The organism is Bacillus sp. WMMC1349, assembly GCF_013155385.1.
GTDB lineage: Bacteria > Bacillota > Bacilli > Bacillales > Bacillaceae > Bacillus.
In genome coordinates this window covers 445561-470331 of record NZ_JABJUQ010000007.1, presented here as the reverse complement: position 1 = coordinate 470331, position 24771 = coordinate 445561, and the positions used below count along the sequence as shown (strand labels likewise).

24 protein-coding genes, 1 pseudogene and 1 riboswitch are annotated in these 24771 nt (G+C 38.2%); of the genes and pseudogenes, 11 read left to right on the top strand and 14 right to left on the bottom strand.

What is annotated here, in order from left to right; genetic code table 11:
- Window positions 1-92: 92 nt before the first annotated feature.
- The 4 genes from cshA to HOO54_RS04865 form a co-directional block, all read right to left on the bottom strand.
- A complete protein-coding gene (gene cshA / locus HOO54_RS04880; protein WP_172293092.1) occupies window positions 93-1553 on the bottom strand; it encodes a degradosome RNA helicase CshA in 1461 nt (486 codons plus the stop codon).
- Between the two features lie 324 nt (window positions 1554-1877).
- A complete protein-coding gene (locus HOO54_RS04875) occupies window positions 1878-2588 on the bottom strand; it encodes an alpha/beta hydrolase (protein ID WP_172293090.1) in 711 nt (236 codons plus the stop codon).
- A 63-nt stretch (window positions 2589-2651) separates the two neighbouring features.
- Window positions 2652-4022, bottom strand: a complete 1371-nt coding sequence (locus tag HOO54_RS04870; RefSeq protein WP_172293088.1) for a UDP-N-acetylmuramoyl-tripeptide--D-alanyl-D-alanine ligase — start codon at window positions 4020-4022, stop codon at window positions 2652-2654.
- Window positions 4023-4110: 88 nt separating this feature from the next.
- Window positions 4111-5190 carry a D-alanine--D-alanine ligase gene (locus HOO54_RS04865; RefSeq protein ID WP_172293086.1) on the bottom strand — a complete coding sequence of 360 codons (1080 nt, stop codon included), beginning with the start codon at window positions 5188-5190 and terminating at the stop codon, window positions 4111-4113.
- Window positions 5191-5336: 146 nt separating this feature from the next.
- On the opposite strand from HOO54_RS04865, the gene HOO54_RS04860 reads away from it, so the two are divergent.
- Both HOO54_RS04860 and HOO54_RS04855 read left to right on the top strand, forming a co-directional pair.
- Complete coding sequence (locus HOO54_RS04860; protein WP_172293084.1) at window positions 5337-5657, top strand: thioredoxin family protein; 321 nt, start codon at window positions 5337-5339, stop codon at window positions 5655-5657.
- A gap of 182 nt (window positions 5658-5839) precedes the next feature.
- Window positions 5840-6013, top strand: a complete 174-nt coding sequence (locus tag HOO54_RS04855) for a Fur-regulated basic protein FbpA (RefSeq protein WP_172293082.1) — start codon at window positions 5840-5842, stop codon at window positions 6011-6013.
- A 49-nt stretch (window positions 6014-6062) separates the two neighbouring features.
- Here the strand turns inward: HOO54_RS04855 and HOO54_RS04850 are convergent, their stop codons facing one another.
- The 5 genes from HOO54_RS04850 to HOO54_RS04830 all read right to left on the bottom strand — a co-directional run bounded on the left by HOO54_RS04850 (window position 6063) and on the right by HOO54_RS04830 (window position 11636).
- Entirely contained in the window at window positions 6063-7214 is a 1152-nt protein-coding gene (locus tag HOO54_RS04850) for an acyl-CoA dehydrogenase family protein (protein ID WP_172293080.1), read from the bottom strand.
- Window positions 7215-7313: 99 nt separating this feature from the next.
- A complete protein-coding gene (locus HOO54_RS04845) occupies window positions 7314-8081 on the bottom strand; it encodes an ABC transporter permease (protein ID WP_172293078.1) in 768 nt (255 codons plus the stop codon).
- A complete protein-coding gene (locus tag HOO54_RS04840) occupies window positions 8059-8997 on the bottom strand; it encodes an ABC transporter ATP-binding protein (RefSeq protein ID WP_172293076.1) in 939 nt (312 codons plus the stop codon). The genes HOO54_RS04845 and HOO54_RS04840 overlap by 23 nt, the downstream gene beginning before the upstream one ends.
- Window positions 8998-9065: 68 nt before the next feature.
- Window positions 9066-10310 carry a dicarboxylate/amino acid:cation symporter gene (locus HOO54_RS04835; protein WP_172293074.1) on the bottom strand — a complete coding sequence of 415 codons (1245 nt, stop codon included), beginning with the start codon at window positions 10308-10310 and terminating at the stop codon, window positions 9066-9068.
- A gap of 73 nt (window positions 10311-10383) precedes the next feature.
- A riboswitch (cyclic di-AMP (ydaO/yuaA leader) is annotated at window positions 10384-10524 on the bottom strand.
- A 71-nt stretch (window positions 10525-10595) separates the two neighbouring features.
- Window positions 10596-11636 (bottom strand): AI-2E family transporter, encoded by a 1041-nt coding sequence (locus tag HOO54_RS04830; RefSeq protein WP_172293072.1) that lies wholly within the window; start codon window positions 11634-11636, stop codon window positions 10596-10598.
- A 398-nt stretch (window positions 11637-12034) separates the two neighbouring features.
- Here HOO54_RS04830 and HOO54_RS04825 point away from each other — a divergent pair, with 398 nt between their 5' ends.
- Window positions 12035-13324, top strand: a complete 1290-nt coding sequence (locus tag HOO54_RS04825; RefSeq protein WP_172293070.1) for a Na+/H+ antiporter NhaC family protein — start codon at window positions 12035-12037, stop codon at window positions 13322-13324.
- 31 nt (window positions 13325-13355) lie between these two features.
- Here HOO54_RS04825 and HOO54_RS04820 read toward each other — a convergent pair whose 3' ends face one another.
- Window positions 13356-14186 carry an EcsC family protein gene (locus HOO54_RS04820; protein ID WP_172293068.1) on the bottom strand — a complete coding sequence of 277 codons (831 nt, stop codon included), beginning with the start codon at window positions 14184-14186 and terminating at the stop codon, window positions 13356-13358.
- A 70-nt stretch (window positions 14187-14256) separates the two neighbouring features.
- On the bottom strand, window positions 14257-15450 hold the full coding sequence (locus HOO54_RS04815) for a macrolide family glycosyltransferase (RefSeq protein ID WP_172293066.1): 1194 nt from the start codon (window positions 15448-15450) through the stop codon (window positions 14257-14259).
- 315 nt (window positions 15451-15765) lie between these two features.
- On the opposite strand from HOO54_RS04815, the gene HOO54_RS04810 reads away from it, so the two are divergent.
- The 5 genes from HOO54_RS04810 (at window position 15766) to HOO54_RS04790 (ending at window position 20220) form a co-directional block, all read left to right on the top strand.
- On the top strand, window positions 15766-16623 hold the full coding sequence (locus HOO54_RS04810; RefSeq protein WP_172293064.1) for an AraC family transcriptional regulator: 858 nt from the start codon (window positions 15766-15768) through the stop codon (window positions 16621-16623).
- 16 nt (window positions 16624-16639) lie between these two features.
- Window positions 16640-17107 (top strand): GyrI-like domain-containing protein, encoded by a 468-nt coding sequence (locus HOO54_RS04805; RefSeq protein WP_216664710.1) that lies wholly within the window; start codon window positions 16640-16642, stop codon window positions 17105-17107.
- Complete coding sequence (locus HOO54_RS04800) at window positions 17094-18035, top strand: ABC transporter ATP-binding protein (protein WP_172293062.1); 942 nt, start codon at window positions 17094-17096, stop codon at window positions 18033-18035. The genes HOO54_RS04805 and HOO54_RS04800 overlap by 14 nt, the downstream gene beginning before the upstream one ends.
- The gene (locus HOO54_RS04795; protein ID WP_172293060.1) at window positions 18032-18787 is read left to right on the top strand and encodes an ABC transporter permease; all 756 of its coding nucleotides are present in this window, start codon (window positions 18032-18034) and stop codon (window positions 18785-18787) included. Before HOO54_RS04800 ends, HOO54_RS04795 begins: the two co-directional genes overlap by 4 nt.
- 152 nt (window positions 18788-18939) lie before the next feature.
- On the top strand, window positions 18940-20220 hold the full coding sequence (locus tag HOO54_RS04790; protein WP_172293058.1) for an Nramp family divalent metal transporter: 1281 nt from the start codon (window positions 18940-18942) through the stop codon (window positions 20218-20220).
- 297 nt (window positions 20221-20517) lie between these two features.
- Here the strand turns inward: HOO54_RS04790 and HOO54_RS04785 are convergent, their stop codons facing one another.
- A complete protein-coding gene (locus tag HOO54_RS04785) occupies window positions 20518-21210 on the bottom strand; it encodes an ArsR/SmtB family transcription factor (RefSeq protein WP_172293056.1) in 693 nt (230 codons plus the stop codon).
- 103 nt (window positions 21211-21313) lie between these two features.
- Here HOO54_RS04785 and HOO54_RS04780 point away from each other — a divergent pair, with 103 nt between their 5' ends.
- The 3 genes and pseudogenes from HOO54_RS04780 (at window position 21314) to HOO54_RS04775 (ending at window position 23412) form a co-directional block, all read left to right on the top strand.
- A complete protein-coding gene (locus HOO54_RS04780) occupies window positions 21314-22513 on the top strand; it encodes an MFS transporter (protein ID WP_172293054.1) in 1200 nt (399 codons plus the stop codon).
- Between the two features lie 468 nt (window positions 22514-22981).
- A pseudogene (locus HOO54_RS24085) lies at window positions 22982-23095 on the top strand (GNAT family N-acetyltransferase); the annotation flags it as partial.
- 65 nt (window positions 23096-23160) lie between these two features.
- A complete protein-coding gene (locus HOO54_RS04775) occupies window positions 23161-23412 on the top strand; it encodes a hypothetical protein (RefSeq protein ID WP_172293052.1) in 252 nt (83 codons plus the stop codon).
- Between the two features lie 54 nt (window positions 23413-23466).
- Here HOO54_RS04775 and HOO54_RS24670 read toward each other — a convergent pair whose 3' ends face one another.
- Together HOO54_RS24670 and HOO54_RS04770 are read right to left on the bottom strand one after the other, a co-directional pair.
- Window positions 23467-23592, bottom strand: a complete 126-nt coding sequence (locus HOO54_RS24670; protein ID WP_301539272.1) for a hypothetical protein — start codon at window positions 23590-23592, stop codon at window positions 23467-23469.
- Complete coding sequence (locus HOO54_RS04770; protein ID WP_172293050.1) at window positions 23589-24692, bottom strand: RapH N-terminal domain-containing protein; 1104 nt, start codon at window positions 24690-24692, stop codon at window positions 23589-23591. Before HOO54_RS04770 ends, HOO54_RS24670 begins: the two co-directional genes overlap by 4 nt.
- Window positions 24693-24771: the final 79 nt, after the last annotated feature.

Below are 24771 nucleotides of genomic sequence, written 5' to 3'. Positions count from 1 at the left end.
CTGAAAAAACGAAACAATAGGAAAGCCAGTGAAGAGACACAACTTACCTAGCTCCACTGGCTTCATTTTAGGGGAGATTAATCCCTTTGTCATTAATAAGATTTTTTCTGGCGTCTATCATTTGAAGAACGCTTTTTATCGTACGGTTTCTTCCCTTTACCTCTATATCCACCGCCATCCCTACCATCTCTGCGCTTGGATGAACGAGGATGATTTTTGTTGCGTTTTGATCTGAGCGGCGCTTCTTCTGTTAAGCGAACAGGTGTATCATCAGGCTCTTTCGTCATCATTTTAATCGCAGCCGCCACAACAGTGACAGAGTCATGCTCCTCTAAAAGTTCAGCTGCAGCAGTCATGTAGAAATTCAAGTTATTTTCAGAAATAATGGTCCGAATCCGGTCAATTGTTACTTGCTGTTGTCCTTCGATTGCTTCATCAAGTGTAGGCTCTTTCATTCGATCCATTTTGCGTTTTGTTGTTTGCTCAATTGCACGAAGCATATCTTTTTCACGCGGGGTGATAAATGTCATAGCCATTCCTGTTTTACCAGCACGTCCTGTTCGGCCGATTCGGTGAACATAGCTTTCAGGATCCTGTGGTACATCAAAATTATAGACATGAGTAACACCAGAAATATCCAGACCGCGAGCAGCAACATCTGTCGCTACCAATACTTCAATGGCACCTTGTTTGAATTTACGAAGAGCTACCATCCGTTTTGCCTGTGTTAAATCTCCATGAATTCCTTCTGCTGTATACCCGCGTAAGTTGAGTGCTTCAGTCAGCTCATCAACACGGCGTTTCGTACGTCCAAATACGATCGCAAGCTCAGGTGATTGGATGTCAAGCAGACGTGTTAATGTATCAAATTTTTTCCGTTCTTGGACTTCTAAGTAAAATTGTTGAATATTAGAAACCGTCATTTCTTTTGCTTTTACTTTGACGTGCTCTGGATTGCTCATAAATCTTTCTGCAATTCGTTTAATTGGAGCAGGCATCGTCGCCGAAAATAGTAAAGTTTGATGCTCAGCCGGTACATTTGAAAGAATGGATTCAATATCTTCGATGAAGCCCATGTTCAGCATTTCATCCGCCTCATCCAGGACAACGGTATTGACCGTTTGGAGACGCATTGTACGGCGGTTAATATGGTCAATCAAACGACCTGGTGTACCAACAATAATGTGCGGATTTTTCTTTAAAGCACGAATTTGGCGTCCAATATCCTGCCCACCATAAATCGGAAGCACCTTGGCACGTTTATCCTGTCCAATTTTATATAGCTCTTCAGAAACTTGAATGGCTAATTCACGAGTAGGTGCAATAACAATGGCTTGAATGTTAGGAGATTCGGGGTTGATTTTCTCAACAAGGGGAATACCGAACGCAGCCGTTTTTCCTGTTCCCGTTTGCGCTTGTCCGATCACATCTTTATTTGCTAGACCGAGCGGAATTGTTTGCGCTTGAATTGGTGTTGCCTCTTCGAATCCCATACGCTTAATCGCTTTTGTGAGATCAGAACTTAATTGAAAATCTTGAAACGTTATAGTCAATGTATTCAAACTCCTTCTGCTTACTGTTTCAGTAATGTCGTGTTTCATCAATAAAAACTGCCCTTTATATAAAGGACAGGTTCATAGTTATACAAAGCCCGAATTACTTTACATGTTATATTACCATTCTGTTATATGTTTTTCAATAAGACGAGCTTCGTGGGCCAAAGGGCATGATGGACTTATGTAAAGAGAAACAAGTCACCCTTTAAAGAGCCCGAACCTTTTTGATATTGTAACACACGCTTTATATTCTTCGACAGTACTCTTTTATTTTTTCCAGTAGCTGGTGTATCTTATACTTTTATTTTTTCCAAATACAACTTAATTATTATTTTTTTGTCCCATCTCTTTCTTCAGAAATGTTTCCACAGTTTGAAAAAGATAGTCGGGCTTTTCCTCAAGACAGACATGATGTTTTGAACCCGGTAAAAGACAAAGCTGTTTTTCATGTGAAGGAATGGTTTCATACAAATAATAAGCACTTGATAACGGGACAATTGAATCACACTCACCTTGAACGATGAGTACTGGAATGTGCAGATGTCTTAAAGAAGGTTTAGTGGCTTTGACCAGTCTTAAAAATTCAACCGTAGAAGAAATCGGTGTGCTTGTCAACTTTCGTTTATATCTTTGATAAAGCTGGTTACTCTTGATTTTTCCACGGAAAGAATCTCTTAGCACTTGCTTCAGATCATTAAGGAGCTGCCCAGGGCTAATATATTGGGCGGCTGCACTTAATAGCACAAGCCGCTTAACCGGGTATTTCCCCGCCAAATAGGCAGCAATCATTCCTCCCATAGAAAATCCGATTAAAAATACAGTATTACATGTTTTCAGAAGACGGACAAGTTCAACTTCAGCACAAGCAACCCACTCTTGAAATAAAACGCCTTTAAGTATCGGTATATCTCCGTGTCCCGGCAGTGTGATCATCTCAACTCGCCAATCCTCTATTTGTTTTAAATGACAAGCTAGCGGTTCTAATTCATACGGTGCTCCGGTAAAACCATGAATGCACAAACATCCTATCATGACCTTTCACCCGTTTTCTTTTACTTTTTATCATATAAAAAACCGACTGAATGATTCATTTTTTTATATTTCTTTTATAACATCCTCAAGTTTCATTCCTCTTGATGCTTTAACAAGGATTAAATCCCCGGCTTCCGCTTTTTCGCTTAACAGCTGTTTCAGGTTCTCTTTCTGTTCACGGCGGAAGTGGAATACGCGGTTTTCGGGGAATGTTTGCAGAGCTCCCTTTGCAATGTATTCACTCAGCTCTCCATATGTGAAAACAAGATCGATCGCATCTTGATTTATCGCCTTTCCAATACCTTCATGAAAGGTTCGTTCCTGTTCTCCTAGTTCGAGCATATCACCAAGGACAACGATTTTCTTACCGTATCCAGTCAGCTGCTCGACAAGCTCAATAGCCGCTTTCATTGATGTTGGGCTCGCGTTATAAGCATCATTAATGATCGCCAGACCGCTTGAAGTTTTCATAAGTTCCAGTCTCATCCCCGTTACTTTTATGTTTTTAAGACCTTCTTCAAGTTTATCATCGGTAATCCCAAAAAGATCACCAACAGCAATTGCCGCCAAAGCATTTTTCACATTATGTTTTCCTAATACAGGAATATAGAAATGGTTGTCTATCCCCTTGACATCAAAAGCAGTGCCTTGGTCTGTCTGCTTCATCTTTTCCAATTGATAATCAAAAGCTGGATCTTCTCCAAATGTTTTCGTTTTGTATGGGGGATTGACAAGATTTTTTGACAGAAGCGGTTCATCCCCAATATAAATGAGTGTACCATCTTTCGAAAGGCCGCTTACAATTTCCAACTTTGCTTCTGCAATCCCTTCTCTTGAACCTAGATCCTGAAGATGTGATTCTCCAATATTAGTGATCACTGCAGCATCCGGACGGGCAAGGCGACTGAGAAATTCAATCTCACCTTTCGCACTCATTCCCATTTCCAAAACAGCAATGTCTGTGTCTTCAGGCATGGCAAGAAGAGTAAGGGGCAAACCGATATGATTATTATAGTTCCCCTCGGTCTTATGAACCCGATAAACGGTTTGCAGAACAGCATGAATCATGTCTTTTGTGGTTGTTTTTCCATTCGAACCCGTCACACCAATTACTTTGATTTGCAGTTGCTCACGATAGGCTTTCGCAAGTCTTTGCAGAGCTTTAAGTGTATCATCAACAACAATCACCGCATGCCCTTGAGGAGGATTCGGTTCATCTCGGTTCCACAATACTGCTGCTACACCTTCTTGAAAAGCTTGTTTTACAAAAGCATGTCCATTGAAACGCTCACCAGTTAGTGGAATAAACAACTGCTCTTTCGCCAATCTTCTTGAATCCGTTGAAACACCTTTTACCATACAGCCGCTAAATGTGTCATCCAGAAGGATTCCTTCCGCCATACTGGCAATTTCTTCAACCGTTCTCTTGATCATATTTGATCCTCTCTTTCTCCAGCAATGAAAAAAGACACTATCCCAAAAAAGAGATAGTGTCTTTCACGGTCTCTAGACCTAACTGGGATTAAAATGTATGTTTAATCTGCTGTTTTTCCTCATGTCGCTCTATCGCTAAAGTGACAAGTCTTTCGATTAGATCGGAGTATTCAATTCCGGACTGCTTCCACAAAAGAGGAAACATACTGAACGGGGTAAATCCGGGCATTGTGTTAACTTCGTTAATGAATACTTTCCCTTCACTTGTTAAGAAAAAGTCTGCTCTAACAAGACCAGAACCGTCAATTGCTTGAAAAGCCTTTATGGCCATATCACGAATTGTTTCGTATTCATCTTCTGATATCGAAGCTGGAATAAGCAAGTCTGTGTCACCATCTTCATATTTTGCTTTGTAATCATAAAAATCTTTTTTCGGAGCAATTTCCCCAACGACAGAACACATTGGTTCATCATTTCCCAAGACGCCGATCTCTATTTCTCGACCGATGACACCTTCTTCAACAACAATCTTCCGGTCATATTGGAAAGCCAATTCAAAAGCTTGATCAAGCTCTTCACGGTTCCGACATTTGCTGATCCCAACACTTGAACCAAGGTTTGCCGGCTTAACAAAACAAGGGTAACCGAGTTCTGCTTCTACTTGGAGAAAGCTTGCTTCTTTTGAAGCTTTCCAATTTTTTTTCACAAAGAATAAATATTTTACCTGATCAAGTCCTACTTGGGCAAACAGTTGTTTCATGATGACTTTATCCATTCCTGCTGAAGAAGCTAAAACACCATTTCCCACATAAGGAATATTTAACAGTTCAAGCATGCCTTGAATTGTACCATCTTCACCATTTGGTCCGTGTAATAACGGAAATACAACATCAATTGGCTCTTCATTAGACAATCCTGGAAACATATCACGGTTTAAAATAGCCGGAGAAAAAGTCTTTCCTGTCTGTTCAAATTGAAGCATTTTGACATTTGATACAGGTTCTGATAGCTGCGGTCCTTTCAGCCATTCACCTTTTTCTGTAATGTAAATCGGGTGTATATCAAATTTTTCGGTATCTAATGCTTTAATGACGGCTAATGCGGTTTGCAGGGAAACATTATGCTCTGCTGATTTTCCGCCGTACACCAATCCTAATCTTGTCTTCACTTCGTACTCCCCCTACTGGATTCATCTTTACTATCTTATCATTTTCCATGGAAAATGATCTAATATTTTAGGAAAAGGAATAAGCATTTAAATGTCATTCCTTTTCATTTTATATTAAAATGGCATGAAAAAGGAGAGGATGCTAATTGAAAAAAATCACAACAAAAGCACAATTCGATGACATCATAAAAGGTGATCAAGAAACGATCATAAAATTTTACGCCGACTGGTGCCCTGACTGCACCCGGATGAATATGTTCATCGGCGATATCCTTCAGACTTATCAAGCATATGAGTGGTATGAACTAAATAAAGATGACCTGCCAGAGCTTGCTGAAAAATACCAAGTGATGGGTATTCCCAGCCTTTTAATTTTCAAAGAAGGTAAAAAAATCGGACATCTTCATAGTGCAAATGCGAAAACACCAGAAGAGGTCAGCGAGTTTTTATCTGAACATATTGACTAATGCTCCCCTTATTCATCCAATATATGATAGACGAGATCAACGTTAAAATCGTTTCAAATTCCGGTAAAGGTCACAAAGGAAGACCTTGCCGGTTTTTTTAGTAATGCTTCTTCCTTTACATTCCCTCAAGTTCTTTTGTATAATAACGATTCTCAATTAGAATAACAATATTTGCGAGGTGAATGTATTTGGCCCCTCAATTACGAAAAGCGGTCGAAGCGAGAAAAAATCACTTGATCAAGCAATTAATTCAACTCGGTTTATATAAAAAGTCAGAACGCCACCTTTATGAACTACCTTTGAGCGAGCTTGAAAGAGAATACAAATTTCTTAAAAAAACCGATTCATCATCATAATGATAATGAAAGAAACCGGCAGAAAACCCGGCTTCTTTCCGGCAGCACATTATGTTTGATTAAATGCCATTCCCGCTAACTTTGAAATCGTTGCATCATCCATTGGCGGGTTATGGAGGCCAGCCCGAACATCGCGATAATACCGTTGCAAAGGATTCGTTCTTGCCAGACTTTTCGCTCCAACGACCCTCATCGCTTTATCGACAACATATATAGCTGAATTTGTCACTGTATGTTTAACAGCACCCAACTCTCCCTTTATTTGCTTGCGTCGCTTCGAATCATCATAAAGTTCTGCGACATGATACAAAAAGTGACGAGCTTTCATAAGCTCTAGGTCAATTTCCCCAATTTGACGTTGAACAGCTTGTACATCTTTAATTGGCACTTTCAGACTATTAGGTTGATATTCTTTTGCAAATTGAACAGCATAATCTCTGGCTGCTTGGGCGATCCCAAGGTAGACAGCCGGGATATGCAAAAGCCAACCGTTTATTTTATCTGTTCTTTTTTTCGTTTGAAGCTCAACTAGCATAGAGAAATCAAGGCGGACGTTTGTCATGATAAGATCATGACTCCCTGTCCCTCTCATTGCCATCATATCCCATGTTTCCTCAATCATGACTCCATCGGTATCTTTGTGGATCAAAAAAACGCCGATTGATTGTTTTTCATCAATCCAAGCCGTTACGAGAAAGTAATCAAGAACCGGTGACATCGTTGTAAATGTTTTTCTGCCATTTACAACCCAACCGTCTTCTGTCTTGACAGCAGATGTTCCAGGACGGCCGCCTCTTGTCGGACTGCCTGTCTGTGCTTCACTAGCGGCCCGGTTGATAAGCGCTCCCTTTAATACTTTTTCAGAAACGAGGTTGAACACATTGGAATCCCAGCTGTTTCCTTCAGCCAATTCGCCCATCACACTCAAGTGCCAGCCGATGCTCAGTGCGGTCGGCCCATCTCCTTTTGCAAGTCTTTCTTGTAATAACAGCATGTCATAAAGCTTGATACCTTCACCGCCCTGTTCCTTGGCAACAGTTAATGCGGTATAACCTGAATGACGCAACCTTTGAATATGCTCTTTCGGAAATAAAGCGTGTTCGTCATAATAAGCTGCCGACTTTTCGAATTCATCGGCTAATTCTCCAATTTTCTCAAGCCACTCCTGTTGTTTCACGGTTTTTACAAATATAGAGTTCACTAGGCATCCCCCATACAATTCCGATTGATTTAATAAGTATTATAGTTTTCAAAAAGTGGATCTGCAACATATTGGATTCAATATGAACTGAAATACGCCTTAAAGTTTAATATCTCTTTTACAGAAACTCCACCAAGCGAGACCAATAAAGCAAGCAAAATGAATCAAAATGATAAAAAGAGAAAATAAAGGGGTCATTCCTGGAAAAAGCGGTTTTGTATGTTCAGCATATTGTCTAAAATCGGTGTTGGCAAACAACAGCCATCTTCCCCAAGGCTCTTCTAGATAGGCTGTGATTGAAACAAGAACTTTTGCACTATACAGCACAATAATCGATACCATCATACTAAGTGTACTGCTCCTAAACAAAGCTGAACATAAAAAGGCAAAGGTGATCATAAGAAAGACTTCAAGCCATTGTGTACCGATTAACTTTAACGTGTTAGAAAATAAGGACTCGGCTTTTGAATCAAGCTTTGTTCCAAAAAAGAATAAACCAAATAATAAAGCAAGTCCGTAATAAAGCAAAAATAGCCACATACTTACCATTATACTTGTCATCAATTTGGCAAATAAAATCCTTTCCCTTCTGACAGGGCGGATCAGCAAAAACTTGATCGTCTTTTTATCATATTCAAAGGAAATAATTGAAGCCGCGACTACAATCGAAAATCCCTGTAAGAGAATATGTAAGTGAGTTGTAAATGAAAAATAACCGATAAAATGATCTTCCACACCTGCTCCGACTATGATTTGTTTTATAACCAAAGCGAGCGAAAATTGTAAAATGACAAGAGATGCGAGCGACACTAAAGTGACTTTCCGCTTCAGTAGTTTATAATGTTCATTTTGAATTAATTTGTACATCAGAACCCCTCCCTTCCCTAACATTTGTTAAAGCCATATATTCATCTTCAAGAGACAGTTTACATTGCGCAATTGAAAAAACATCAAGACCCGCCGTGACAAGTTGTTTATTCAAACGAGGGATGTCCGCTCTGGTTACTTGAACAGCTAACAGATTTCTTTCAACCTTAACGTTATAGCCATTTTCTTTTAGCCACTTAAGTGCTTGATCACAAGGTTCCACTTCAAGAAGCGTTTTTTCTTGGTGCTGATTTTCTGTCAAGCTGACGGCTGATTTTACCTTGCCATGCTGGATGATGATCACCCTATCGCATAAGTCTTCGACTTCCTTTAATAAATGTGTCGCGAAAACAATCGCCGTTTCTTCTTGTTCAGCTAGTTCCCGCAAATGTTCACGAAAATCTTTCATTCCGGCAGGATCCAAACCATTTGTTGGTTCATCCAAAATCAACAGTTTTGGACGCTGAAGAATCGCCTGAGCTATGCCTAGACGTTGTCTCATCCCCAGTGAATAGGTTTTCACTTTATGATGAATCACTTGTTCAAGACCGACCCGTCCGATCACCTCATTTAACCTATCTTGGCTGATTTTCGCATACATTTTCGCATATAGATTAAGGTTTTCATAGCCTGTAAGATACAAATAAAATTCTGGATTCTCTACAATGGCACCCACAGCTTGGATCGCTTTTTCAAACTGACGGTCAATCGAAAAACCATTGATCAAAATGTCTCCACTGCTCTTTTTGATTAAACCGGTTAACAGTTTGATAAGCGTTGTTTTTCCTGAACCATTGGGACCAAGCAGACCAACGATTTCCCCCTTGTTGACTGTGAAATCAATGTCTTTCAATATCTGTCGCCCATCAATCACTTTATCAATACTTTTTATTTGTAAAACAGGATGCTGTGTCATCGCAATCCCCCTTTTTTTCAAAAAAATAAACAGTGCCCAAAAAGGCACTGTTTGATTATATCATTTTTCTATGCGCTCACATCTGAATGCGGCGCTTCAATCTTGCCATGCTTTTTCTCTGTTTCAGAGACAATGACAGCACATGCTGCATCTCCAGTTATATTGACAGCTGTTCGGATCATATCTAATAGACGGTCAATTCCTAATATTAGCCCAATTCCAGCTACAGGAAGATCAACTGATTGAAGAACCATCGCTAACAGGATTAAACCGACTCCCGGGACCCCTGCAGTTCCAATGCTAGCCAGTACGGCTGTCAGTACGACCATGATCAATTGTGTAAATGTTAAGTCAACGCCATAAACTTGAGCGATAAACACGGTCGCGACCCCTTGCATAATCGCTGTTCCATCCATATTGATCGTCGCTCCAAGCGGCTGTACAAAACTGCTGATCGGTTCAGGAACTTTTAGTTTTCTTTGTGCAACATCCATTGATATCGGCAATGTTGCATTACTGCTCGATGTACTGAAGCCAACAAGCATTACCTCTGAAAAGTCTTTAAAGAATGTCAAAGGATTTCGTTTAGCAAGTAATGCGATTGTTGAACCATAAGTGACGATCGCATGGATGAAAAGCGCCAAGACAACAACAATCATATAAAGACCCATCGCTTTAATAGCATCCCATCCCTGACTGCCAATCGCTGTTGCGATTAATCCGAAAGTTCCGAATGGTGCGAATTTCATAACGAGATTGACGAGATACATCATCAAGTCATTCCCTTGTTCGACCACTCTCAGCAAAGTATCTGCTTTTTTTCCAAGTACTGTAATGCCAAAACCGACTAATATCGAGAACGCAATGATTTGAAGCATATTCCCTTCAGCCATTGCTTGAACAGGGTTCGTCGGAATGATATTGAGCAGTGTTTCCGCAATACTCGGTGCTTTTTCAGCTGAAAATTCCGCGGCGCTTTTATCATAACTTCCGATTGTTCCAGGTTTAATGATCAATGCTAAAGAAAGTCCGATTGTAATAGCGACTGCTGTTGTCACTAAAAAATAAGAGATCGTTTTCGCACCGATTCTTCCAAGTTTTTTTGGATCTCCAAGGCCGGCAACACCTAGAGTAAGAGAAAAGAACACGATTGGAACGACAAGCATTTTGATTAGATTTAAAAAGATCGTGCCAAGCGGTCCGAACAAAAATGTATTGAGCTTGTCAAATAGATCCGGTGAAGTAACATTTAAAATAATTCCGACAACTGCACCTAATATTAAAGAAATGATAATCTTTGTAGCTAACTTCATTGAAGCATCCCCTTTCCAAAAAAAGCCCATGAGAGATCTCTCATGGACTTTACCATTTTTAATTTTGGTTCCACATGACTCTCTTCACGTTGATGAGGTTAGCTGACGGGTTCGGACGAAGAGATGTCCGTCTCTCAGTTCTCCGTGAACTGAGAAATTCACCCCAAATGATCGGGTCCCCCACTCCTTAATAAGGATTAAACGTGTGGCGCTATAATGTTATATTACATTTATACCTGAAAATTCGAAAAATGTAAACAAAATTTTTATATTTACAATTATTTGCTATTTATCGGTGACAGAATACCCATTATCTTCTTTATTTGTCACATTTAGGATATCTAAAACGAACACAAAAATTGGAATTCCGATAATCAATCCCCAAATTCCGATAAAATGTTCAGAAAAAATTAACACAATAAATGTGAAAAAGATAGGTAATTCCGTTTTCGCCGACATCAATTTCGGATTGAGAAAATACGTTTCAATTGCGTGAACGATCATGATGACCAACACCATTGAAAAGATATAAGCAACACCGCCAATACTATAGGCAATAATACTTAACGGAATGAGAGAGATCACAACACCGGCAACGGGAATTAAGCCGAGGAAAAATACCATGACTGACAGACCAAAAAGCTGGGGAAATCCCATAAATGCAAGGGCTATCGTTGTTAAAGCACAATTGACAGTCGCAATAATGAACTGAGCTTCAATGACTTTACCAAATGTACTTGTGAATTTTTTCCCAAAATAAGCAAACTCCTCATAAAATGAAGCAACCTTACTCGTCTTGAATTTCTCCATTAAGTTGATGACTTTATCTTTTTCAATTAGGAAGAACATACTGAGAATTAACGACATAACAACCTGTATGCCAAATGTGCTTATATCTGTTATATATTCATAGATAAAATTAAATCCTTTTTCAAAATAGGCTGACAGATTAATATCACCAAACATATCGGTAATCATATCAACAAATGGAATGCTATCAGGATGTGCGGCAATATATTTTCCTTTTCTAATGAGCTGCTGAATCTGCTCAACGATAACTGGATAAAACATGATTCCACCAATCGTAAGTCCGATAGCCAATGCTAAGTATAATAAAGATATAATCAGTTTTTGACTGACATTCATAAAACGATTCAAGAAATTTCTGATGACGTTCTCTAAACGGTTCATTAAAAACGTAAAAATAAACGTAAGTAGTATCAGATTGATCATACTGCTAAATAAATACAAAATTCCCGCCAACACAACAAAAACAAAAAAACGCCTGACCCCAGAATGTTGAAAAAATTTAAACAAAGCTGCCATTCAAGTTACACTCTCCCACCAGTACTTTATTCCTATTCATCTATTCAAAAATTTTGAAATACATTTCAATGTATCATATCTGTAAATTATATAACAAAACAAAGCGGAAATCTCTTTTGAAGGTCAATTATTTATAATATTTTAATCTTATCCCAAATAAAGAAAAATTCGTTTTTTTGTATTCTATTATCTTCCAATCCCTTTAAATATTCAGTATTCGAATTGGCTTGTCTTTTTTTAAAATATGATGGTTCCCATTGTCTTTATTCTTTTCTATTAACATTTTTATAGTTGACTTTTTCTTAAACTCATTTTACCATTTGACTTTTGACCTTCCGCCTTTTAAAGTGTTGGATATTGGTGATAAACGGTTTTAACAATAGAAGAGGGTGTACATCATGCAAAAGCTAAATGCAAAAGCTTCAGGACTTTTGCCACTGTTATTATTTGTTTGTTTATTTGTGGGATCAGGCGTCATAACTGGCGATTTTTATAGTCTTCCAATCGTTGTTGCTGCACTGGTCGCGGCGGTTTTTTCACTCGCTATGAATCGAAAAGAATCACTGAGTCAGAAAACCGAGTGGTTTGCAAAAGGTGCAGGCCATCCTGATATTATGATTATGGTCATGATCTTTATTTTAGCGGGAGCGTTTTCTGCTGCTACAAAAGCGATGGGAGCTGTTGATTCGACAGTACATCTAGCACTTTCCTTTGTTCCTGAGCAGTTTATGGTTAGCGGGTTATTTATCATTGCTGCTTTTATCTCAGTATCAATGGGAACATCAACAGGAACGATTGCGGCACTTGCTCCAATTGCTGCCGGCATTAGCGCTGAAATCGGTGTTTCAGCAGCGTTTTCAGTAGCTGCAGTTGTAGGTGGTGCCATGTTTGGCGATAACTTATCATTTATTTCTGATACAACAATTGCCGCAGTTCGCACGCAAAAAACAAAAATGTCGGACAAGTTTAAAACAAATTTCATCATTGTTTTACCTGCTGCAATGATCACCATTATTGTTCTGATGATTTTCACATCAGGAGGTCAACTTCAAGCTCAAGAAGGTGATTTCAGTTGGATAAAGGTCTTACCATATCTCGGCGTTTTAATATTTGCAATCTCCGGTTTTAATGTAATGGCCGTTATCTTTGGTGGAATCGTTTTAGCCGGTGCTATCGGGATATTTGATGGCAGCCTAACACTTCATTCTTATTTACAAGCCATAACCGAGGGGATCAGCGGAATGTCAGAGCTTATCATTTTGTCTCTTCTGATCGGTGGAATGGCAGAAATGATGAAACGAAATGGCGGGATCGCTTTTCTTCTGCAGTTCATTTCCAGACGCGTTCATTCGAAAAAGGGAGCAGAGGCAGGGATTGCCGGACTTGTTAGTGTCGTCAACTTGGCTACTGCCAATAATACGATAGCCATCATTACGGCTGGACCTCTGGCCAAAGACTTATCTGATCAATATGAAATTGATCCGCGAAAATCAGCAAGTATTCTCGATATTTTTTCATGTGTGATCCAAGGGCTGATTCCATACGGAGCGCAGATGTTGTCAGCGGCCCAAATTGCAAAAATATCACCAATTAGCGTCCTCCCTTATTCTTTTTATCCAATTTTGATCGGGATTTGTGGAATTTGCGCTATTGTCTTCAGACTGCCGCGCTTTACAGAAAAATCTTAGGCTGCCGTTTCAATATACGGCAGCCTTTTCTTTAAGCATCTTTTTCCAAATCTATTTTCTCGATCTCCGCAAGTTTCTCCAAAATCCTTCGCTTCTTATACATCATCATACCTGTTTCAGCTACACCGTTTACCATCGAACGATTTGAGATAGCGCCAAAGAGAATACCGGCAACAGGGACCATTTGAAAAAGCTTTTTCCAACCAAATGAATCACGATAATTATAGACGACTTCACGCCACCCTTGAATTTGCGAAATCATATTTTGACGTGCTTCCGGTTGTTGATGATACTGACTTAACTCTTGAATAAGCACTTTTTTCCCGACGATGTCTGCCGCACTAAGTTGAAGACACTTAATGATAAACATCCGCTCCGTTTTTTCTTTTGGATTATAACCATACGATATCGCGATATCCTGCAAGGTTTTCAAGGAAAGACCAAGAATGGCGGGAATATCAACAGCCAAGGTAAATAGGCCACCGACTCCTGTAGTAGCTCCTTGAACAGTTGCCATATTTGCTCTTGTTTTCCCAAGTTCTTCACAAATTTGATCCATTACAGATAAAGGAGCTTTCTGAATATCAGCAACCGTCTCCATCGTTTCGTTTGGCAGTTTGTTTTGAAAGTGCTCAATTAATCGTTTTTCCGATGTTAAATATTGACCGCCATTTTGAATAAACCCGCCGACTTCATCAAGGAGGACTCCAATTTTATCTTGAATAAATGCTGGTGTGAGCTTATCTAATACTTTGAACGGGAGACGGCCGATTTTTTCCCAAAACCATTCTTTCTGCTGTTCTTTCTCCCATTCTTCAATCAATTTCAGTTGAGCTTCTAAGTCTGCCTGATCATTTTGCATGAAAAGTCCATCCTTCCTTGTTGTGTTGTTATTAGTATACAATGATTTTCGCGATGGATACCATTTTCACTTATTTTCGCATATCCAATATGGCATTTGCCGCTCGATGGTAGCCGCCGGCATTTCGAAGGGACTCTCCAATTTTGGCCGCTGCATCCGCATATTGATTATTCCCCAAGATCTGGTCTATTTTTTCTTTTAACACAACTGAAGATAATTTGCTTTTATCAAGCTTTATTCCTGCCCCTGCCCTTTCAACCTGTTTGCCAACCATAAATTGATCAGCTCCCATTGGAATGACAAGCAGTGGTGTATCAAAATAAAGCCCTTCATTTGTACTGTTCATCCCTCCGTGAGTAATAAATAAATTGGCACTTTTCAAAAGTTCCAATTGCGGTATATAAGATTTAACAATAAAATGTCCAGGAATCTCATTCAGTTCGCCGCTATTCATATATTTCCCAATTGACATGACCACTTTGCCATCAAAATCTTTTAAAGCTTCAAGACACATATTATAAATATCTTTTTGTTGATTAAAAATTGTACCCATTGAGATGACAATTAGTTTTTCATGTTCAAGCTCTGCAAATGGAAATTCAGCAGTTACTGTCCGGTTAGTAATCGATGGTCCTACAAATAAATAGTCATTTGGAAAAGTTTCTGGATGAGGCTGAAATTCTTTAGAAGTGAAAACAATGGTAAGGTCTCCTGAACAAGAGAAAACATCACTTGGATGTTGAAGATGGATAGGATATTGAGCACTTAATTCCTCTAAGGCGAGCATACATTTTTCAAAGTAAGGTGAATTTTCCAGATCAGCTTGGTGCTGTTGATGAAATGAGTTCACTACCTCTTCATTCATGGCAAATGTTGTGCACAATGAAATCCCTGGCAACCCCAGCATATTCGCGATCATTTTTCCTGGCAAGAAATGATGATCAAACAGTACATAGTCATAAGTTTCATCTCTCACTTCTTGATCAATGTGTTCAACGATTTTTTTTACATATGCCGTCATTTTGTAAATCAGTTCAGAGAAATCGCGTTTTTCATCACCAGTTAAGTTTTTGGCAAGTCCTAATTCGTTTCTGAAATCTGGATAAAAACGAACTTCAGCCCCCGTTATTTTAATATTTTCAGCATATTCTTCAATCGCATAGTATACAATCCTCTCTCCTCGGTATTGTAGCTCCTTTATTAATCCTAAAGAAGGATTAATATGACCTTCACCAGGAAAACCAACCATTAATACATGTCCCATCCTCAATCTTCCTTTCTCATTCCGCAATTTATATAGCACATTACTACAAAATGGTAGAATCGTAAAGTTATTTAATTAAATTAATAATATATAAAACTAACTATTTGACTACTTATATTTATTAACATAGCCGTCTTCTTTACTTGTTTTTTTACAATTAAGTAAATATAACCGTCAGAAACAGGTAATTTACTTCTTGACAACTTCCATTACAGCGTCAAATTTACTTTTTTAAAAGTTTACAAAATTGGGCACAGAAAGAGAGAAGGTCATTTTTTTATTATGTTAACCTTTTATCTAAGAGGAGGTGATCACATGGAATGGCTCACAAAATTGAGTAAATCAATCGAATACATAGAAGAAAATTTAACTGGTCAAATCTCTTACGATGAAGCAGCTAAAATAGCTTGTTGCTCAACCTACTACTTTCAAAGAATGTTTTCATATGTCGCAGGCGTGCCACTTTCCAAATATATACGTGACCGTAGAATGACACAGGCAGCTTTTGATATTCAAACTCATAACTCGAAAATAACAGATATTGGTTTTAAGTATGGGTATACTTCACCCACTGCCTTTAATCGCGCATTCCAAAATGTTCACGGAATTTCTCCCACAGCTGCAAGAACTCAAGGTGCGCCGCTTAAGGCTTACCTGCCAATTCGTTTTAAGGTTTCAGTTACAGGAGATGAGAGTATGAGGTATCGAATTGAAGAAAAAGAAGCATTTCGAATTGTTGGGGTCAGAATTCCTCTTTCAGAAGACATGGAGGAAAATTCGCAAACAGTTCCAATATTTTGGGAAAAGTTGTGGAGAGACCATCGCATTTCAGAAATCACCAATCTATCAGAACAAGAACATCAAAAGCTTTTGGGTGTCAATATTTATTCGCATCCACACTATATTTTTTACTATGTCGCTGTGGCCACAAATAAGCCATTACCTAAAGGGATGGAAGAGTTCGAGATTCCTTCTGCTACTTGGGTCGTTTTACAATGTGATGGACACTATCCACAATCCATTCAATACATGTATAAACGCTTTTTAACTGAATGGCTTCCTTTTTCAGGTTATCAATATGCTGAACTTCCGGATATCGAGGTTTATCCTGTCAGTGATCAAAAACCAACAGGCGGACATTCCGAAATATGGATTGCAATCAAAAAACAGTAAACTGGAGGACATAAAAATGACTATCAAGATTAGAGATGTTGAACCTATTCGTGTAGCTTTTATGCGCTATAAAGGGATGGTAACAGAGGCGAACAAGGTATTCCCAAGTGTGTTTAAGTCTATTGGCGGTAAGACAAATGGTGCACCTTTTTTCTGCTACTATATGATGAACCCTGAAACAAAAATCGGTGAACTCGAGTTGTGCGTTCCTACCGCAAAAACTCCGGTTGGATACGGTATTGAAGTAAAAGAGATGCCACGAGTCAAAGCAATATCCATTATCCATGTTGGTCCTTATGAAACGTTATCTCGTGCGCATCAAAAAATTGAACAATATGCCCAAGAACACCATCTCAAGCTGCATCTGCCCTTTAGGGAAGTCTATATTAAAGGACCGGGATTGATTTTCAAAGGTAATCCCCATCAGTATATGACTGAGATTCTCTATCCTATAAAAGAGGTTGAATCACATGAATGCCATTAAGGTTCAACATGTGACCAAGCAGTATAAGAATGGTGTAAAAGCTTTGAATGGTTTGAACCTGAAAGTAGACAGAGGAGAGATTTTCTCACTTCTTGGACAAAATGGTTCTGGTAAATCTTCACTCATCAATATCCTGACAACCTATCTCCCCAAAACTTCAGGAACAATCACGATTATGGAAAAAGATATTGATCAAGATCCTTGCTCTATTCGGAAACAAATTGCTTGTGTTGCACAACGAACTTCTATTGATACACACTTGTCCATGGAAGAAAATATGATGTTTCAAGCAAGGCTCTATAAAGTAAATGGTGATACTGCTAAAAAGAGAATGAACGATCTGATTAGCTGCTTTGAGTTAGAGCACTATCGCAAACACCCGGTAGCCTCTTTTTCGGGAGGTGTTAAACGGAGATTGGATATTGCGATGAACATGATGTCACACCCAAAAATTTTGTTTTTGGACGAACCAACTGTAGGCATGGATATTCAGTCAAGAATGGCCATGTGGAAAATGATGAAGAAAATTCGCGATGATTTCGGAGTCACCATTTTTCTTACAACCCACTACTTAGAAGAAGCTGACCAACTTTCAAATACAATTTGTTTAATGAAGGACGGACGTGAGATTGTTCAAGCCTCTCCTCATGAACTGCGACAGTATATGCACCAAGATATCGTTCGGATCGGCTTTGCTAAAATAGAGCAGGCAAAAGCCTGTGCCGCTCAACTGCGAAAATTTAAACCTGTCATAACCGAGGAACATTTTGTTATCGTTGGAGCAAATAACAGTCAAGAAGAACTGCGTACTGTGAATAGTTGGTTACTTGAACATAACATCCCTTTTACCGGTATTGAAATTGGTCAGCCAAGTCTGGATGAGGTCTTCATACATTTGACAAAAGACGGAGAAGAGGTGTCTAGATGATTGTTTTTTATATCCTCTGGCGAAATATGAAGTGGCGGTTTCAAAACCCACTATCCATTCTCATCACAATTTCACAGCCTATACTATGGCTTTTACTGTATAGTGCTGTTGCAAACGGAACGATGCAACATACAGGAATTGATCACTATCCTGCTTATATCCTGCCAGGCATTATCATCCTAGTTACGATGGCTGCCTGCAGTAGTGCCGGGATCATCAATTTTATCATGAAATCGAACGGGAGTTTTTACAGACTGCTTATTGCGCCAATGAAAAGAAGCGCAATTGTACTAGGACAAATGCTAGAAGCCGTTTTATGCACTTTTTTGGAAGTCCTTATTTTATGTAGCATAAGCTTGTTATTTGGTGTAAGATTTTCCTTTAGTATCATCGATATCTTTGTTATGATCCTACTCATTTTTTTGACAGCATTTTTTATGTCAGGACTTACATACACGATCAGCCTGTTGTTACCTAATGAAGTAATATATGAAACAATGATGAACATCATTGTGCTACCCATTTTCTTTTTAAGCACTGCATTATTTCCTGTTGAAAATGTCTCAAATCTCCTTAAAACGGTGATTAATCTTAATCCATTTACACATGTTATCAATGTTTTACGAAGTATCATATTAGGGGAAACAATTTCTCTCCAAGTCGTTTTACCAATCATTGCTTTGTTGGTTTTCATGTGTGTTTGCAGTCTTGGTTTAGCACTTTGGAGACTGAATAAAGAAACGGCTTCATAACTCGTCAATCAGTATCACTACCAAGTGATGCTGATTTTTATTTCAACATAAAATAGTTGACAATTTATCATTCCAATCATATGATGAATGTATATTTTGCATTGAGGAAACTTTTGTGTACAAGGAAAAAATATAGAATCAAGGTGAATCACATGGTTAGTCACGATATGTCCAAACATACAAAAATCTCTAAGGACGCTCAAGATGCTCTGGAGGGAAAAAGCAGAGGATTTAAAAGACTGCTTCCTTTCTTAGGCCCAGCTTTTATCGCAGCCATCGCCTACATAGATCCCGGCAACTTCGCGACAAATATTGCTGCCGGCTCTAAATATGGATATTTGCTATTATGGGTGATTTTATTTTCTAATTTGATGGCGCTGCTTATTCAGTCTTTATCAGCTAAGCTTGGGATTGCGACAGGAAAAAACCTTCCCGAGATTGCTAGACAGGAATTCCCTAAACCGGTCTCTATTGGCTTGTGGATCCAAGGAGAACTTGTCGTCATTGCAACAGATCTCGCCGAATTTATTGGAGCAGCTCTCGGCCTTTATCTGTTGTTTGGCATTCCACTTCTTGAAGCATCGATTATTGCTGCAGTGGGATCATTTGCCATTTTGGAACTGCAAAGACGCGGTGTCCGTCCCCTTGAAGCAGCGATAACAGGAATGCTATTTATTGTGGTGATCGCCTTTGCTTTTCAGACTTTTTTTGCAAAACCTGATCTGACTGCTGTTATGAAAGGAATGCTCATTCCGCGTTTTAATGGAACTGACAGCATCCTCTTAGCAGCTGGGATTTTGGGAGCAACTGTCATGCCGCATGCTATTTATTTACATTCTGCTCTCACTCAGCGCAGAGTTGTTGGGAAAACGGAATCAGAAAAGAAAAAGATTTTTCGCTTTGAATTTATCGACATTTTGATTGCGATGCTCGTTGCCGGGGCAATTAATGCAAGTATGCTCATCGTTGCTGCCGCATTATTCTATAAGAACGGTTTATTCGTTGAAGACTTGGATGTCGCCTTCAATCACTTTAGCAGCATGGTCAGTCCTTTATCTGCTGTTTTATTTGGAGTCGGATTGTTAACAGCCGGCTTATCAAGCTCATCTGTCGGAACGATGTCCGGAGATATTATCATGCAAGGATTTATCAATTTTAGAATTCCTCTTTATTTAAGAAGGTTTATTACCATGATTCCGCCGATTGCCATCATTGCATCAGGTGTCAATCCGACAACTGCACTTGTCCTAAGCCAAGTTATCTTGTCCTTCGGAATCGCGTTTGCCCTGATCCCGCTGATTATCTTTACAAGCAATAAACGGATTATGGGAAGTTTAAAAAATAGCAAATGGGTAACAATCGTATCATGGTTAATTGCTGCACTGATTGTTGCACTTAATATTTTTCTGATCTTCGATACAATTTCTGGTTAAAAAGGCTGACTTCGAGTCGGCTTTTTTTATCATACTAAAAAGGAGGATTTTGTATGTAAACACTAAACATACATGATGATCTCTACTTGTGTTCCTACCAACAAAAAGCGGAAAACATAGGCTAAGCAAAATTCGACATGAAAAAAGCCGATTTTCCTATGCTAAGGAATTTTCGGCTTTCATTTTATTGGTTGAGAGGACTTAGTGAGTCTAAGCTTCTTATTTTCGCCATATCAAAGGTGCCATCTTAGTGGGAATATATTTTTTAGTCGATGAGAAAAAGAGCAATAGGATATTTTATTCTATATTAATATTAAATACTTTATGAATATCACACTTACCTTTATCGGTTAAACGTAAAGCCCTCGTGTCTTTTCTTCTTTGAAACCACTGAAGTTCGAACATTCTTGTTATAATCGAATTTCCTAAAGCCCCTGCTAAATGGTATTCTCTTTCAGTCCAATCTAGGCATTTCCTTGCAAAAGCTCTACGTTTATTTTTTTGCTCATCTACCTCAATTCCAAAGTCTTTAAAAAAATCTTTGCCATCCTCAGAAAGAAGGTAATTCTTTTCATCTGCCTCAAGTAAGAATTTATTGTGAATTAAAAATCTTGTAATTTTAACTCCTAATTCTCCAGCTAAATGGTCATAGCAAGTTCTAGCAAGCTTAATAGTCTTTTTGCTGGAAGTTTGATTGAAAGAATTTACTGCTGGAGTAGGGGAAATAGCTAAGAATGATTCCAGTATTGCCGCACTTTCAGCATCTTTTAAAGAATAAAATCGATGTCTCCCCTCATTTTTAACCTTTATAATCCCGCTTTCAGCAATTTTTTTAAGATGGAAACTTGCCGTTTGTGGTTTAATTTTGGCTGCGAGTGCTAATTCTCCTGCTGAGTGATAGCGACCATCCATTAAACAAATTAAAATTCTTGACCTTGATAAGTCACTTAAAAGTACTGCTAATTTCGAAACAGTTGGATTAAATTCCATTGTTGAACCTCCTACATGCATATTTCGATGACCATGGTATTAACAAGTATATACAATAAAAATAGCTTTTGAAATAATATTAGTGACTAAGGAGTGGAAAAAAATGAAAGAAAAGCAGCATAAAAACGCGTTTTGGATTGTCGGCCTTACTTTATTAATGGTAATGGTAGGAACAAACCTTCCTTCTCCTCTTTATGAAGTATATAAAGAGCGTTGGGACTTTTCATCTGGTTTATTAGCATTTATCTTTTCTACATATGCTTTGGTGTTAATACCTACCCTGTTGTTATTTGGCCAACTATCGGATCGATTTGGTCGTAAAAAGATCGTCATCTTAGGTTTATTTACTTCGATCTTAGGATCAATTCTTTTTATATTTTCTAATAATATAGAATGGCTTTTTTTTGCTAGGGCTCTTCAAGGATTATCAGTTGGTATTATAAGTGGTGCAGCTACAGCAGCCCTTTCTGAATTGAACCCGTTCTCAAACAAGAAGATTGCAGCTTTAATTGCTTCAATCTCGACTGCTGCTGGTACTGCCATAGGACCTGCCATTTCTGGTGTTATAGCAGAATATACTAATTATCCAACAACTTTCCCATATGTTTTTCATTTAATAGTGGTTCTTCCATTGTTTTTTAGTCTATGGTTTATACCGGAAACCATTCAAAGCCGTGGCGAAAACTTTCAAATCAAAAAGCCTAAAGTGCCAAGTAACATCAAAGTTCCATTTTTTATGGGTGGAATAACTGCATTTTTAGCCTGGTCTGTTACAGCTTTGTATATGTCCTTGATTCCTTCTTATGTTTCAAACTTGCTAGGAATCAATAATTTGGCATTTACAGGCGGTGTGGTTTTTCTTATGCTAATCGTTTCGGTTATTGCACAAATTTTATTTAATAAAACACCATTCACTTTATCCATGAGGTTAGGACTAGTGTTATTATGCTTAGGGTTATTCGGACTAGTTACGGCTGTTCCTATGGATTCTATCTTTATTTTAACACTATCTACAATCATTACAGGTATAGGACAAGGATTTGCTTTTATGGGTAGTCTAGCCCTTGTTAATGATATAACACCCGATAAGATAAAAGGGGATGTTATGTCCAGCATGTATGTTATGATTTACACGGGTGTAGGGGTGCCAGTACTCGGTATAGGATATCTTGCACAAGAAACTTCTTTATTTAATGCCATTGTTGTTTTTACCATTTTCGTTGCTATCGTTACAGCAATCATTTTTATATTAATGGCAACTGTATGGAAAATGACTTGTCATAAAGCTATACAAAATCATTAATAAAAGGAAACAGTTCTTTGTAGCTGTTTCCTTTTATTATAGGTCAAGCACTTTACCATAACTTTTAGCTAATTCTTTGTTAACATAGGTCCAAAAAGGAATTACACCTACCAGTAACTGGGGTGGATCTTACCTATAGGTGGTGTTACCCAATCTTTATCATTCATATTCCAGAAGGAGACTCCTACATTTTTTGAACCATGGGTGAACATACGGGAGTTTGTCCAAGCCAGAAGGAAAGTATCATTATGATGCTTTGACAATACGATATTATTGCATACAATAACGTTTTCGCTGCGTCTTTACTTATAGAGAAAAATCGTCCGAACTCAGCAATATGTTCTCGATTATTATCTATAAAATTTTGCATATCGTTTGATAAGTAAAAGTATTTTTCAACACCAATTTTTTATGGTTAACAGCCATTTCTAATCCGGCTGTGTTTCGAGCTAAAAATAAAATATCCGGCCTGAAAGGTTAGGGTTTACAAAAGAAGGATGTCTCAGACAATATGAACGAATCCATCACGGTTATGTTGACCACTTTGTTTATGGTCTGCTACGCGAGGAATATCCCAGTTAAGATTTAGGAGACGCTTTTTCGTTCTCCATTTGTTATGATAAGAGAAAAAAGATGGAGTTTTTGCTATGAAAATATTGATCTTATTTTACTTATGGATTGTCCCGCTGGTTATCGGGCTTGTATTTTTCCGAATTACACAAAGGACGAGCTTTCCAAAAAGATTTTATCCAGCCTATGTTATGATCGGATTGGCTGTCTGTGTGTTCGCTGTCTGCTACATAATGGGACAGCCGTATCTCGGCAATTTCTTTGGCGGAACGATACTGTTTGGGACTGTTCTTCCGTTTATGGCTGCGGGGATGAAGAAAAAGGGGTAATCGTGTAAAACAGGTAGAGACTATCGTCTAACAACGATAGTCTTATTTATTGTTTCAGACAATGGCTTTTTCAGCTATTTGAAATTCCGGTTGTTTGTCAATGATTGCTTTATCTAAAGTCCCAAAAGTAAGTGTGATGGTGAAAACACTTAAGATTCCGATTATTCTTAGTTTTCTCATACTATCACCTCCGTTACTTTCATGATTTGGTTTTTGGCTTTTAATGCTCTTTTAAAATATTCCACAGATTTGGATAAATTCCCTTTTTTAAAATAATATTCCGCAATTTGTTCATTCAGTTCTGACGTATCTGGCCATAGATTTTTTTGTTCAAGATATTGCAAAGATTCTCTTATTGCAGAATCATTGTGATCAACATATAAAGCGTGAATGACTTTTAATTTTGCTTTGTACTCCTCTTCACCAGATAAATTGGCATGTTTGATGCCTCGGTCATACCAAATTTTCGCTTCGGTTGTTCGATTTTCCCTGTATAAAATGCTTGCCATCATATATAGACTTCTAACCCCATCTGTTGATTCTATGTGTTCGGTAATATGAATTGCCTTTTTAAAGTATTCTTCAGCCAACCCTTTGATCTTTTGTCTATCATATATCAACCCCAGATTATGATATATCATTCCAACCTGCTTTTTAAAATTTCCACTCATGGCTTCATTTAAAGCTTTATGGTAATGATCCTCTGCCAAACTAAATCTGTACATATCATACATATTGGCTCCAAGAACCATTTCGCATTGAATCGTTCTCAGTTTATATGCTTTACTTTCTTGAAAAATACTTCTTGCTTTTAAAACATGACTCATCGAAATAAGGTGTTGATCAATCTGATAATATGCCTGTGATAGTTTATAATGAAATTCTGCATGTTCGATTTGATCAGGGATATTACGAAGTTTAACTTCTGCAAGCTGATAAAAATGGATCGCTTCAACATAATTTTTTTTGTAAAATTCATATACGCCCGAGAAAAACAGAGAGTAATAGACAATCATGTTATTGGTGTTTTCTTCCCCAATTTTCTTAATACCTTGAAACACTTTATCTGTTTCTTCAAATTCTTCGTTCAAAACTTTATAGCGAAAATCCAACAGATTGTAATAGATCAACAAGTCTTGATCTTCATCCATATGTTGTAATAAACTAGGAATCTCTTCTTTCAAGGCAGCAGCCTCTGCCTTTTGGTGTCGTTTAATCATTCCATACCATTGATTCAATATCTTCGCAACTTTTCCAGTTGCTATTTTTGTTTTTTCCAACTAATGATCATCCTCTCATGTTAATATTTGAATTTTCTAACCATTAACTGCACCACGTCTCATTCTACAAAATAAATCA

What these genes read in the sequence shown, in the direction of transcription:
- HOO54_RS04785 (WP_172293056.1), bottom strand. Translation starts at nt 21,210, where the DNA reads ATGGAATTTAATCCAACTGTTTCGAAATTAGCAGTACTTTTAAGTGAC.
- HOO54_RS04805 (WP_216664710.1), top strand. Translation starts at nt 16,640, where the DNA reads ATGACTATCAAGATTAGAGATGTTGAACCTATTCGTGTAGCTTTTATG.
- HOO54_RS04855 (WP_172293082.1), top strand. Translation starts at nt 5,840, where the DNA reads ATGTATTTGGCCCCTCAATTACGAAAAGCGGTCGAAGCGAGAAAAAAT.
- HOO54_RS24670 (WP_301539272.1), bottom strand. Translation starts at nt 23,592, where the DNA reads ATGAGAAAACTAAGAATAATCGGAATCTTAAGTGTTTTCACCATCACA.
- HOO54_RS04800 (WP_172293062.1), top strand. Translation starts at nt 17,094, where the DNA reads ATGAATGCCATTAAGGTTCAACATGTGACCAAGCAGTATAAGAATGGT.
- HOO54_RS04840 (WP_172293076.1), bottom strand. Translation starts at nt 8,997, where the DNA reads ATGACACAGCATCCTGTTTTACAAATAAAAAGTATTGATAAAGTGATT.
- HOO54_RS04875 (WP_172293090.1), bottom strand. Translation starts at nt 2,588, where the DNA reads ATGATAGGATGTTTGTGCATTCATGGTTTTACCGGAGCACCGTATGAA.
- HOO54_RS04845 (WP_172293078.1), bottom strand. Translation starts at nt 8,081, where the DNA reads ATGTACAAATTAATTCAAAATGAACATTATAAACTACTGAAGCGGAAA.
- HOO54_RS04835 (WP_172293074.1), bottom strand. Translation starts at nt 10,310, where the DNA reads ATGAAGTTAGCTACAAAGATTATCATTTCTTTAATATTAGGTGCAGTT.
- HOO54_RS04830 (WP_172293072.1), bottom strand. Translation starts at nt 11,636, where the DNA reads ATGGCAGCTTTGTTTAAATTTTTTCAACATTCTGGGGTCAGGCGTTTT.
- HOO54_RS04790 (WP_172293058.1), top strand. Translation starts at nt 18,940, where the DNA reads ATGGTTAGTCACGATATGTCCAAACATACAAAAATCTCTAAGGACGCT.
- HOO54_RS04795 (WP_172293060.1), top strand. Translation starts at nt 18,032, where the DNA reads ATGATTGTTTTTTATATCCTCTGGCGAAATATGAAGTGGCGGTTTCAA.
- HOO54_RS04825 (WP_172293070.1), top strand. Translation starts at nt 12,035, where the DNA reads ATGCAAAAGCTAAATGCAAAAGCTTCAGGACTTTTGCCACTGTTATTA.
- HOO54_RS04810 (WP_172293064.1), top strand. Translation starts at nt 15,766, where the DNA reads ATGGAATGGCTCACAAAATTGAGTAAATCAATCGAATACATAGAAGAA.
- HOO54_RS04780 (WP_172293054.1), top strand. Translation starts at nt 21,314, where the DNA reads ATGAAAGAAAAGCAGCATAAAAACGCGTTTTGGATTGTCGGCCTTACT.
- HOO54_RS04775 (WP_172293052.1), top strand. Translation starts at nt 23,161, where the DNA reads ATGAAAATATTGATCTTATTTTACTTATGGATTGTCCCGCTGGTTATC.
- HOO54_RS04820 (WP_172293068.1), bottom strand. Translation starts at nt 14,186, where the DNA reads ATGCAAAATGATCAGGCAGACTTAGAAGCTCAACTGAAATTGATTGAA.
- HOO54_RS04815 (WP_172293066.1), bottom strand. Translation starts at nt 15,450, where the DNA reads ATGGGACATGTATTAATGGTTGGTTTTCCTGGTGAAGGTCATATTAAT.
- HOO54_RS04870 (WP_172293088.1), bottom strand. Translation starts at nt 4,022, where the DNA reads ATGATCAAGAGAACGGTTGAAGAAATTGCCAGTATGGCGGAAGGAATC.